5 protein-coding genes are annotated in these 13,135 nt (G+C 65.7%); all 5 read right to left on the reverse strand.

All coding sequences use genetic code 11. The annotated features are described in order from the left end of the window. Positions 1 to 18 precede the first annotated feature (18 nt). Positions 19 to 8,154 carry a non-ribosomal peptide synthetase gene (locus Q9R39_RS03060; protein WP_311277078.1) on the reverse strand — a complete coding sequence of 2,712 codons (8,136 nt, stop codon included), beginning with the start codon at positions 8,152 to 8,154 and terminating at the stop codon, positions 19 to 21. A 372-nt stretch (positions 8,155 to 8,526) separates the two neighbouring features. Beyond that, entirely contained in the window at positions 8,527 to 9,360 is an 834-nt protein-coding gene (locus Q9R39_RS03065) for an ABC transporter permease (protein WP_311277143.1), read from the reverse strand. Between the two features lie 29 nt (positions 9,361 to 9,389). Then, positions 9,390 to 10,220, reverse strand: coding sequence for an ABC transporter permease (locus tag Q9R39_RS03070; RefSeq protein ID WP_388030125.1), 831 nt, complete (start codon positions 10,218 to 10,220; stop codon positions 9,390 to 9,392). After that, positions 10,217 to 11,740 carry an ATP-binding cassette domain-containing protein gene (locus tag Q9R39_RS03075; protein WP_311277080.1) on the reverse strand — a complete coding sequence of 508 codons (1,524 nt, stop codon included), beginning with the start codon at positions 11,738 to 11,740 and terminating at the stop codon, positions 10,217 to 10,219. Before Q9R39_RS03075 ends, Q9R39_RS03070 begins: the two co-directional genes overlap by 4 nt. 295 nt (positions 11,741 to 12,035) lie before the next feature. Then, complete coding sequence (locus Q9R39_RS03080; protein ID WP_311277081.1) at positions 12,036 to 12,911, reverse strand: glycosyltransferase family 2 protein; 876 nt, start codon at positions 12,909 to 12,911, stop codon at positions 12,036 to 12,038. Between the last annotated feature and the right edge of the window lie 224 nt (positions 12,912 to 13,135).

Consider the following 13,135-nt stretch of genomic DNA (forward strand, 5'->3'; position numbering starts at 1 on the left):
CGCGGGACCCGCCTCCGGTCACGGCGCGCCATCCAGAACCCGGAGGGCGTTGGTGCGGAGCTCTCCCAGTACGTCACCGAGTGCGTCGGGCCCCGACACCGCGAGGCCGGGCAACAAGCTCATCAGCGCGGTGGTGAGGGCCGAGTCCGGGTCAGGGAGTGCGGCAGCCATCGCATCACTGATCGACGACAGCACCGCAAACGTTACCTGGGCACCCTGATGTGCGGCCGCCACCGCATCCGGCTCTGCGGCGGTGGCACGGGCCACCAGATCGGGGAGCGAGACGGCGCGTTCGGCATCGGCGATGTCACCGGCCGCCGCCTGTTCGGCCGCGGTGACGATGTCGATGTCGCCCACCAGCACCTGCGGGTTCTCCGACACCTCTTCGAGTACTCGCAGGTACCGCTGCGCATAGCTCTCGACTGTGCTCTTGGTGAAGATGTCGGCGGCGTAGATCAACTGGCCCGTCATTGAATCAGCGTCCTTTGCTGCCGGTGCACCGAAGTCGTTCGGGAACAACGTGAGCTGAAGATCCACCTTGGCTGGGGTCAACTGCTCGGATACCGGTGCGATCGTCATCGAGTCCATGTCGAGCGAGGGGATGGTGAAGTTCTGGTAGGCGAACATCACCTGATAGATCGGGTTGTAACTGGTGGGCGGCGAGGGGAGAACGGATGACACGATCGTATCGAACGGGATCTCGGCGTTCGCCATGTCCGCCAGGTCCTCGTCGCGGACCCGCTGCAGGAGCTCGGCGAACTTCTCCTCGTCCTGGAGCCGCGACCGCAGGGCCAGGGTGTTGACGAACATGCCCACCACGCCGTCGAGTTCGGGCTGACCCCGCCCGGCGAACGGTGTGCCGATCACGATGTCGCGCTGGGTGGTCAGCCGGCTCAGCAGCACCACCAGTGCGGTCTGCATCACCATGAACAGTGTGGCGTTGTGTTGGCGCGCGACTGCCTCGAGCTTGTGCACCAGGCCGCCGTCGATGTCGAACCGCACCTCCTCGCCGACGAAGGACGGCGTCCGCGGGCGGGGGCGGTCGGTCGGCAACTCCAGCCGGGCCGGCGCATTGGAGAGCCGGTCGGCCCAATAGGCGAGCTGTCGGTCCGCCTCGGTCGTCCCGTCGGGCCCGGGGACGGCGAGGGCCTCCTGCTGCCACAGCGTGTAGTCCAGGTACTGGACCGCGAGCGGTTGCCAGTCCGGCCGACGACCGGCCACCCTCGCCGAGTACGCGGTCATGACGTCGGTGGCCAGAGGGAGCATCGAGGCGCCGTCCGCGGTGATGTGATGCACGACGAAGACCAGGATGTGCTCGGTCTCGGTGAGCCGCAGCAACATCATCCGCAGCGGCGGTGCGACCGTGACGTCGAAGCCGCGGCCGGTGAACTCGGCGATCACCGGAACCGGATCGCCGTCGACGTCGACGACGCTGCGCTCGAGCAGATCCAGCGCGGCGTCTCGGTCGAGCACGACCTGAATCGGCTCACCGTCGACGAGCGGGTAGCGCGTCCGCATCGACTCGTGACGGTCGATGAGGTCCTCGATGGCGCCACCGATCGCGTCGGTGTCCAACTGCCCCGACAGGCGCAACGCCATCGCGACGTTGTAGGCCGGCGACGCCGGATCGGCCCGGTTGATCAACCACATGCCGCGCTGCACGGCCGACAGCGGGGCGCGGTCCCCGTGCGTGCGAGCCGCCAGACGCGGACGGCGCGAGGGAGTTCCGTGGTCGCTGGCGAACGTCGCCATCGCGCGCACCGACGGCGCGTCGAACACCGCGGCGACGGGGATGTCGACCTCGAGGTCGGCCGACAACCGGGCCGCGACCTTGGTCGCGCTCAGCGAGTTCCCGCCGAGGTCGAAGAACGACTCGGCCACGCTGATCCGATCCACGCCCAGGACATCGGCGAAGACCCGCGCGACGATCCGTTCGGTCTCCGTGCTCGCCGGCACGAATTCGGCGGTCTCGATCACCGGCGCGGGCAACGCCTTTCGATCGACCTTGCCCGCCGAGTTGAGCGGCATGCTCGGCAACGGCATCCAGATCGTCGGCACCATGAACTCCGGCACGGTTCCGGTCAGATGCGACTGCGCCTCGGCCGGGGTGACGGAGTCGGGCGAGTAGTAGGCCACGAGACTCTGTCCGGCAGCGAGGTCGGCGACGGTGACCGCCGTGTGGACGATGCCCGGCACCGACATCAGCGCCGCCTCGATCTCGCCGAGCTCGAGGCGCTGACCCCGGAGCTTGACCTGGAAGTCGTTGCGGCCCAGATATTCGATCTCTCCGGCGGGGCTCCATTTGCCGAGATCGCCGGTGCGGTAGAGCCGCGACCCGGCCGAACCGTACGGGTCGGCCACGAAGCGTTCGGCGGTGAGCCGGCCCTGCGAGACGTATCCGCGCGCCAGTTGGATGCCGCCGAGATAGATCTCACCGGGCACGCCGACCGGGAGCGGACGCAGCCGGTGGTCGAGGACGTGGATCGTCGTGTTGGGCACCGGCCGCCCGATCGGGACGACGGTCTCCGAACCGCGGACGTTGTGTTCGGTGACGTCGACCGCGGCCTCGGTGGGCCCGTACAGATTGTGCAACCCGACGGCGGGCAGCGCGGTGCGCAGGCCACCCGCGGTCGAGGCGGTCAGGGCCTCCCCCGAGGTGAACACCTGACGCAACGAGCTCAGTTCGGCCAGTCGGTCCGGACCGACGACGTCGAGGAACGTGGACAGCATCGACGGCACGAAGTGAAGCGTCGTCACGTCCTCGCGCTGGATGATGTCGACGAGGTAGGACGGGTCGCCGTGGCCACCGGGCACCGCGACCACCAGCCGCGACCCGGAGATGAACGGCCAGAACAGTTCCCACACCGATACGTCGAAGGTCACCGGCGTCTTCTGCAGTACGACGTCACGGTGGGTGAGCGTGTAGTACTCCTGCATCCAGTCGAGCCGGTTGACGATCGCGCCATGCGACACCACGACGCCCTTGGGTCGTCCGGTGGAGCCGGAGGTGAAGATCGTGTATGCGGCGTTCTCGGGACCGAGCGGCACGCTGCGCTCGGTCGAACCGAACGGCGCGGCGTCCGAGTCGACCTCGGTCGCGGCGTCGACCACGGTGATCGTGACGCGATCTGCGAGGTCGTCGACCACGGCGGGGCGGGCCCCTGGTCCGACGAGTACGCGCCGGGTACCGGCGGTCTCGAGCATGTAGTCGGCGCGATCGACCGGCGCCTCGGTGTCGAGCGGCACGTACTGCCCGCCGGCGAGGACGATCGCGTGCACCGCGACCAGTAGCTCCACCGACCGCGGGATGCAGACCGCCACCGCGACATCGGGACCGACGCCGTCGGCGATCAGCTGGCGGGCCAGAGCCGTTGCGCGGAGAGCGAATTCGAGGTAGGTGACTTCGCGGTCGGCGAAGACCAGTGCGACCGCCTCGGGGTCCTGTCGGTACCCGGTCAGCAGCGCGGCTGCGAGATCGGGTGCGGTCGGCTCGCGACGGGCGCCCTGTGACCAGCCCCGGACAATGTCGACCTCGGCCTCGGGGAACGCGAACAGGTCGTCGACGCGCAGCGCCCGGCCGGCGTCGTCCGCTTCGAGCGAATCCGCGATCGTGCCGAGCACGTCGTGGAGGTAGCGCGCGAACCGTTCGACGGTGGACTCGTCGAAGAGATCACGCGCATACCCGAAAGCGACCGAGATCTGCCCGGCGTGGTCGCCGGTATCGGCGTACTCGACGACACTGAGCGAGAGGTCGTACTTGGCGAACGGTGCCCGGGCGTCGATGAGGCTGATGCCGGCCTCGTCCTCGAAGAGCCGCTCGACCTGATCGCGCTGCATCACCAGCTCGACCTGGAAGAGCGGCGAATGCGCGGTGGAACGGCGCGCACCCACCGCGTCCACGACCTGCTCGAACGGCACATCGGCGTTGCTGAGGGCCTGCGCGCGAGTGTGATTGGCCTCGCGCAGCAGACTGTTGAGGTCGGTGTCGGGATGCACCCGGGTGCGGAGCACGAGGGTGTTGACGAACATGCCGATCAGGTCGGCGAGTTCCGGCTCTTCCCGCCCGGCGATCGCGGTCCCGATGGCGACGTCGTCGCTGCCGGACAGGCGCGACAACACGACTGCGAGCGCGGCGTGGAAGATCGCGAAGACGGTCACTCCGTGCTGTGCGGCCACCGCGTGCAGCCGGGCGACGGTGTCGGCGTCGAGGAGGGTGTCGACGTATCCGCCTGCGCCGGAGGGCCGGATGGGCCGCGCCCGGTCGATGGGCAGCGAGATGAGCTCGGGCATCCCCGCCAGTTCGGCGCGCCAGAAGTCGAGTTGCGCCGACATGAGCGAGGTGTCGTCGGCGGCCTCCCCCAGGACGTCGCGCTGCCACAGCGCGTAGTCGGCGTACTGCACCGGCAGCGGGCGCCATGCGGGCTGCTCGTGGGCGAGCCGCGCGGCGTAGGCCGTCAGGACGTCGGTGATCAAGGGTCCCAGCGAAGCACCGTCGCCAACGATGTGGTGCATGACGACGATCAGAACGTGATCGAGCGTTCCGTCGGGCGCCACGGAGCGGAAAAGTCGTGCGCGGACCGGATATTCGTAGTTCAGGTCGAAACCGGTCACCGCGAAGTCGGCGAGCCTGCGTTCGGTGTCCACGGGTGCCACGTCGACCACGTCGAACAACCGGGCCGCGGCCGCCGCCTGCGCCGAATGGATGAACTGGTAGGTCTCCCCGTCCTCGTCGGGGAACGTCGTCCGCAACGGCTCGTGTCGTGCGATGACATCATCGATCGCCGCGGCGAGCGCGGCGGCGTCGACGTCGGCGCCGAGCCGCACCGCCCCCGGGATGTTGTAGGCCGGCGAGGTCGGGTCCAGCCGGTTGATGAACCAGAGACGACGTTGGCTGAAGGCCAACGGAATCCGGTCCGGGCGCGGCTGCGGCACCAGCTCCGGCCGGCGCGCGGCGGCGTCGTCGGTCACCGGTGTCGCGACCCGGATGATGTCGCCGAGGCTCTGACTCTCGAAGACGTTGGCCAGCTTGATGTCGAGCCCGACGACGGTACGCAGGCGCGACGCCAGCCGGGCAGCGGTGAGCGAGTCCGCGCCGAGGGCGAAGATGTTGTCCTGCAGCCCGATCGGCTCGATGTCGAGCAACTCTTCGACGATGGCGACCACTTCGCGTTCCCGCGGAGTCGACGGCGCGACATAGGCGACCCGTTCGTCACGCGCGAACACCGGCGCGGGCAGCGCCTGCCGGTTCAGCTTGCCGTTCGCGGTGAGGGGCAGCTCGTCGATCAGCATGACGGTGTCGGGCACCATGTATCCGGGCACATGGGCGCGGACCTGCTCGCGGATTTCGGCTTCGTCGAGCTCGCAACCGTTTTCGGCGACCGCGTAGCCCACCAGTTTCGCCCCGCCGACCGATGCCGCGTCGGTGACGACCGCAGCGGCCGCGGCGACGCCGTCGACGGCACGCAGCGCCGTCTCGACCTCGCCCAGTTCCACACGGAATCCCCGCAACTGCACCTGGGTGTCGGCGCGCCCCAGATACTGGACATCGGTACCGATCCGCCGGCCGAGATCGCCGGACCGGTACATCCGCTCGCCGGTGCCGTACAGGTCGGCGACGAATCGGGTCGCCGTGAGGCCGTGGCGGTTGCGGTACCCGCGCGCGAGTTGTCCGCCGACGACGTAGATCTCGCCGACCGCACCCTCGGGCACCGGACGCAGGCGGTTGTCGAGGACCCGCAGGCCGAGCGAGTTCAACGGACGGCCGATGAGGCTCGCACTCTCATCGCGCACCAGATCGGGATCGAGCGGACGGTAGGTCACGTGGACCGTCGTCTCGGTGATGCCGTACATGTTGACGAGTTCGATCTCGTCACCGAACGCCTCGTACCAGTTGTGCACCTCGTCGAAGCGCAGCTCCTCGCCACCGAAGACGATGTAGCGCAACGCCAACGACGTTCCCGTCCGGCGCCGGACGTCGGCCACGATGCTGAACGCCGAAGGCGTCAGGGACGCCACGGTGATCTGCTCGTCGGCGAGCAACTGCAGGAACTCGGCGGGCGCGCGGGCGACCATTCGGTCCACGATCACGGCACGACCGCCCGTGAGCAGCGGGCCGAAGATCTCCCACACGGAGAAGTCGAAGGCATAGGAGTGGAAGACCGACCACACGTCCTCGGGCGTGAACTCGAAGTCGGCCGACGCCGCGTCGAGCAGCGTGGCGACGTTCCGATGAACGATCTCGACACCCTTGGGCGCCCCCGTCGATCCGGAGGTGTAGATGACGTAGGCCGTCGCCTCCGGGGTCCGCGGGCCGCGCGGTACCGGGACCGCGGCGACTTCCGGAGTCCCCGCCTCGTCGAGCAGTTCCCCGGCCTCGACGACCTCGCACTCCCCCGCCCACCCGGGCCGATCGCCGTCGGAGACGATCAGGCACGCCGGCGCGGCGTCGTCGACGATGTAGCGCAGACGCTCTTCCGGATTGCCGGTGTCGAGTGGCAGGTATCCCGCTCCCACCTTCAGAACGGCCAGCATCACGACGACGAGACTCGAGTCGCGCGCCGTCGCGACGCCGACCAGGTCGCCTGCTCCGATACCGCGAGCGTGCAACGCTCGCGCCATCGCGTCCGAGCGGCTCGCGAGTTCGGCGTAACTGAGGGTCGTGCCGCCGGCGTCGGAGACGGCGCCCCGGTGACGATGAGCGGTCGCGATCTCGTCGAACATCTCGACGAGGGTCGGCGTGGTCGCCCGCGGTCGTGGATGTGGAAGAGCCTCGAGCAGACGGCGATCGGTGTCCACGAGCAGGCCGACGTCGGCGACGGGGGTGTCGAGTGCCTCCTCCGACAGGAACCGGTCCAGGAACGTCAGGAATCGCTGGTGCAGAGCGTCGAGTTCGGCCGGTGCGTACAGATGCGGGTTGCCGTGCAGGTCCACGACGAGCGGTGCGCCGGGGCTCGACTGGTACAGGTTGATCAGCAGATCCTCGAGGATGCCCGAGGTCAGGATCCGGTACTCCATCTCGGTGCCGTCGATGGCGACCTGCTCGTCGAAGAACACCATGTTGATGGTGGGTCCGAACGAGACCGAACTCTGATCGAGACCGGCGTCGCGGCGGATGTCGTCGGAGCGGTAGCGCTGGTGCCGCAGTGCGCCGGTCAGTTCGAGCTGCGCGGTCTGGATCAGCTCCCGCACCGACTTCGAGGCCACCCCACGCAACCGGATCGGCAGGATGTTGGACACCATGCCACCGGAGATCTTGATCTTCGCGGTGGCCCGGCCGGTGACCGGGAGGCTGAGGACGATGTCGTCGTGGTTGCTCATGCGCGCCAGGAACGCGCCGAACGCCGAGGTCATCAGGACGGCCAGCGAACTGTTCAGCTCACCGGCGAGGGCCTCGTACCGGCGTTGCCGGTCCGGGTCGAGAGCTGCACTGGCCACGACATTGTCGAACGACAGCGAACCGGTGGTGCCGACCTTGGACAGCGTCACCCGCTCCGGCAGGTCCGCGACGCGCTCGAGCCAGTGCGCGCGGTCGGTTTCGCGCCGGGTGCTGCCCTGGTACGCCTCCTCGTAGGCGACGATGTCGGCCATGGTGGCCGGCGACTTGTCGCGCGGTTCGTCTCCCCGGCGAAGAGCATTGTAGCGGTCGACGGTGCGCCGCATGATCGACAGCGCGGCATAGCCGTCGATGATGATGTGGTGGGCGCGGTTGTACCAGAACGTGCGATCGTCGGAGATCAGCAGGATCGAAACGATGATGAACTGGTCGGTGAGGAGATCCACCGGCTGTCGGTACTCGGCCTGCATCCACGCCATCGCCGCGGCGACCGGGTCGGCCTCGGAACGGAAGTCGAGAATGTCGACGGTCTGATCGAAGTCGACGTCGACGTACTGCATGGGGATGCCGTCGATCTCGGTCAGACGGACGAAGGGCGACTCGACGAGTTTCCCGACCTCTTCACAACAACGGGCGAAGAGGTCGATGTCCAGTCCACCCGGCGCGTGGCGGATGTCCACGTACTGAGCGATGTTGACCGAGTACTCGGACGACAGCGACTCGGCGAACCACATGCCGCGCTGCGCCGCGGTGAGCGGGAGGACCTGAATGGTCTCGTCCACGTCACCCGGCGTACCCGCACGGTAATCGGCGATTGCCACGTCCTCTGAACTCTCCCTCGCTAGTCCTGCAGTCGATTAGACCTCACGACACTGCCGTTGGTAATCGTTCAGACCCTCCACATCGGACGCCGACACAGAATCTCCATCCTATTTCACGCGAGGGGGTCTCATGAAACCGGGATGCGGGGCCAGCCTCTGAGAATGCCATCGCCGTACCCGCCTTCCTTGTTACGCCCGTCGGCGTGTCCGCGCGCCTCGAGGTGGCGGCCCCGGCCAGCGGTAGTTCGTCGCACGCGACCCGCTGACCAGTGCCGATGCGCCGCCGGAGGGCGATGACACGATCGGCATGGACCGGATTGGGGCCATACCGGGTGTCATTCGTTACCTCGACGGTATGGGATCGGTTCGTGATCATCGATCCCTCGCGGCTTTCCGATAACCGCGGAGAGCCGGATAAATGGAAATGACCAGAAGCACTACGGTCCAAACCGCGACTTTCAGGAGATCTTCGGTGAGTGGCCCGCCCGTCGCCAGCGCTCTCATCGCCTCTATGGCAGGTGACATGGGCTGATTCTCGACCACTGGCTGCAGCCAGGTGGGATAGGCGCTTACCGGAGCGAAACCCGAATTGAAGAACATCAAAAGACTCGAGACAAGCCCCAAGTAGGGCACGATCGGGGCTCCAGGGCGCGCACTCACGGCCAGTGCAAGGGTGAGAGTGGCAAATGCGGCACCGTAGGCCAACGCCACAAGCACGATTCCGAGCGCTGATCCCAGACCCTGAGTGAATCGAAAGCCAATCAGGTGCCCGGCCGCCAGGAGGATGACCGTGGTGACCAGAATCCTCACGAGCTCCGCGATGACCCGTGACGACAAGTCGGCAGCGCGATGGATCGGCAGCACATAGAGCCGCGCCAAAAGCCCGGTCAATCGCTCGTGGTTCAGCCGCGTCGCCGAAGCGATAGAGCCAAACATCGCGCCCACGAGGATGACGAGCGGCACGGTACCGAATGCGCTGTTCTGGCCCGTGGCTGAACCGATTGCATCTCCCAGCACCACTTTGAACATCAGCATGCTGAGCGCGGGGAACAAAAGAGATTGTACGAGGGTGGGTACGTCCCGCACGAACACCACTATCTGCCGGCCTGCAAGCGGAAGGCTTTGGCGCCACAGAGCCTGTAGAGAGGATTCAGGCGGCACACTGGTGGGTTGAGTAGCCAGATAGTGACTGCGCCGCGCCTGCATCTTTGCATCTGATACGGGATCGCCAACAGTCATCTGCGAGTCCTCCGAACGCTGATCGCCAGTAGAACGAGCGCAGTCGCCGCCAATCCGAGGCACCACAACAACGACGGTCGTAACAACGCCCAGGTGGCGGTACCGGTGTCGAAGGCGCGCATCGCATCGGCGAACTGCGAAATTGGCTGGTTACGCACGAACGGCTGGATCCACTCCGGGAATTGTGACAGTGGCACGAAACCGGTGGACATCATCCCAAGAATCAGCGTCGGGAGCGCCAGAGCCTGACTCGTCGCCTCCGGACTGCCGGCCACGAGCCCGAGGCCGTCGGCCACCCAAGAGAACAAAGCCCCAACGAGCCCGGCCAAGCCGAATAGCCCGACGGTGCCCCAGAAACCCCCACCGGGCCTCCAGTCGATGAGCAAACAAGCCGTTGCGGCACAAATCAGCGAGATCGTGAGAAGAAATGCGTTCGTCGTAGTGCGCGCAAGCATCGGCACCAGCGGCGACATGGGCATCACTCGAAACCGAGTGTTAATACCCTGGACGCCATCGAAGGCCGACCGCATCGCCGCTGACGATGCACAAAAATTCACTGATTGCAATAGGATGATCGGCATCAGAAACTGGCCATAGTTGACCCCCGGCGCGACCTCAACGATGCTTCGCAGCGGTAGATAGAAGCAGATCGCCAGCATCGCCGGCGAGATGAAGGCGAAGATGGCCTCGCCACCTCGAATTACCTGGGAGATACCTCGACCGACCAGTGCCCACCACTGTTGAAGCGGCCGTTCGCGGGGCTCGATCAACACAGTTGCGGACCCCGACGTCGTTGCCCGCGATCTCAGAACGTCAGAAACTGTCACGTTTCTACGGCCCTTCGGTCTCGCCGCGGGTCAGTGAGGGCGAGGAACACCTCGTCGAGTGAGGGCCTGCGCATCGCGACGTCGTACAACCGAATGCCGGCCGCGCTGGTGCGTCGGATGACCTCGACCAAGGTTTCGGGGCCGTCCGGGGCAGGCACTGCGACAAGATGCTCATCCGAGCTGGCCGGGTGGTCACCGATCAGGTCGGCGAGGGCCGTCCGCAGTCGGGAGAGCTCGGTCGGATCGGCCGGGGTAACTTCGCAATATGCAGGACCTGTCGACGCCTTCAACTGGTCCGAGGTGCCCTCCGCAATGACCCGGCCTTTGTCGATAACGACGATGTTGTCGGACAGAACGTCGGCTTCCTCAAGGTACTGGGTGGTCAGAAGAATGGTGACGCCGGAGTCGCGTAACTTCTCGACGAGGGCCCACACTTCTTGCCTGCTGCGTGGATCGAGACCAGTAGTGGGCTCATCGAGAAAGACGATCTTGGGGGCAGTGACCAATCCACAGGCGATATCGATCCGGCGCCGCATTCCGCCCGAGTACTCCCGAACACGCTTGCCACCGACATCTGTAAGCGAGAAGACATCGAGCAACTCATCCGCTCGCCCGCGCGCAGCGGTTTTGTCGAGGCCAAGAAGCCGACCGAACAAAACAAGGTTCTCCCGACCGGTAAGGGACTCGTCGAGCGCGGCGAACTGACCGGTGAGCATGATCGACTTGCGGACAGCTGAAGCGTCACGGACGATGTCGTGACCGCTGACAGTCGCCGTTCCGCTGTCGGGCTTCAGCAGAGTGCACAGCATGTTGACAGTGGTCGTCTTTCCGGCCCCGTTTGGTCCGAGCAATGCAACGATGCTCCCCGCGGGGACCGTGAAACTAACATCCTCGACTGCGACCATGTCCTTGAATCGCTTGTGCAGATTCCGGACTTCGATGGCTACAGCACTGCCCGCTAGGGCTTGCTTCTCGGACGTCCTCGACGGAGTCGGCGAATACGCTATCCCGGCGGCTGACCCTGTGTTAGCGGGAGCTGTCGCGACGTGGACTGTCGAAGGCCGAGACGTGGACAACGTTTTATCAGGCACTACTCGCTCGTCTAGCTGGCCGAGGTCCCCCGACCCGTCTAAACCGGCGGCGTCATCCTGCTCGATCTTTGGAGCAGACGCCCGTGGCGCACGTCGGCCAGGAACCGCCGTCGGCCGACGTATCTTCAACGGCTCTGCACCGCTGGGACCGTTTGGCCATCGACCGGCTGCGTATTCCGCATCGCGCGAGATCGAGTCCACGACTCTCGTCTCGGGGTCACCTGGGCCCAGTTCGTGCTCGGCCGCGTCGAGACCGTTGGCCGTAGTATTGCCGGAGGCTGACCGTTCGGTACGCCACAGTCGTAGCTGCTCCTCCACCGGGTCCGGCATGACGAACGGATCCTCCGGCGACGGCACTGACGAGTCCGGCCGTTGATGGCGCGGCGCATAAGAGGCATCTGTAGGTCGCTGACCGCTGGCCTCGGACATGTCCACCTCTACGCGTCGGGAACGAAACTGCCGGGACTGTCAACGCACTGGGCGGTGGTAACCGATCCAACGACGGCGATTTTACCTAGAGCGTTGTGTCCCCCGGCAACAAACTTACGCACGAATCAAACCCGCACGCGAATCTGACCCGGCCTGTCTTGGCGATCCTCGGGCTGGAGCCCACGATTGTCACGAGACCTTGAGCTACTGCGAAGACCCCCTGGAACGCCGGTCGTGACCGTGACTACACACCGACGCCGTGACAGCGCGACGAGTTACCGACGACTAGCCTCGCCTACTCTGGGCGAGCCCGCGCCTCGGTGACCAACGCACGTTCACGAGGTAACGGCGTCAACAATCGGTGGGGGCGCCAATTACTCTTCTGCGGATCCCAGGGCCGGAACATGAGCCACATGACCGTGAACGCAACGAATCGGAAAGGACGTTCGAACCTTAGAGCTTTTACCGCAGCCTCGTTGCCCCTGCGCTCGGCGGTGCGCACCCCGCCGCTGATGTACACACGGTTGGCCCACGGCGAGTGCCGTAGTTGCCGGCACGACGTGTCAACGTGGACGTCGGGATCGAAGTACATCTTCCGGTTGTTCTCCGACAGGGCAAGTCCTAGATCCAAGTCCTCCCAACTGTCCGGGTTAGTCTGTAGTGAGTCACGTACCTCGTACCAGGCTTCCCGGCGAATCACGTAGTTGATTCCGTTGAGGCTACCGATCTCACCGCCACGCTTCAGCTGACCGAGGTTCCACGTCAAGAGTTTGCGCTGAAATCCTCGTGCGGGTGCGTCCCAGCAGAGCACAAGACCGGTGAGGCCCGAGAACTCGCGGCCGAGATCGGAATCGAAAAACGCCACCACCCGTTCTGCCCAGTCTTCTCGGATTCGGGAATCTGCATCGGTCTTGGCAATCAGAGTTGAAGTAGCGGCGTCGAACCCGCTGCGCCGGGCGTGAATGACACCAGGCTCCGGCTCCACGAGGCGCGTCACATTCGCGTACTTCTCGGCGAACTCATCGACTATTGATGGAGTCGCATCCGTTGACCCGTTGTCCACGACGATGATCTCGTCGATCTGTCTGGTTTGGTTCACCAAACGATCCAGACATCCTCGAATCCTCAGGTCCTCATTGAACGCTGGAACAACGACTGACAAGGTGCTCAAACCATCCTCCGGTGGGTCGACATCCGTCGTAGGCATTCACTACACGACTACGCAAGAGATCCGCGCCGCAAGATACGTGAACCTCAGCCACCCAGCCCGCGACTGCCGTCTCCGCGTAAGTCAGTTGCGGAGGTCGGTACGGCAAGTGTCGAGCTTTCAGCTGCTGCGAGGCTACCCGAACATTGATGTTCTGGGTGCGGCCTAAGCGAATCCACCACTGCCTG

The organism is Gordonia sp. AC31, assembly GCF_031844505.1.
GTDB classification, from domain to species: domain Bacteria; phylum Actinomycetota; class Actinomycetes; order Mycobacteriales; family Mycobacteriaceae; genus Gordonia; species Gordonia hongkongensis.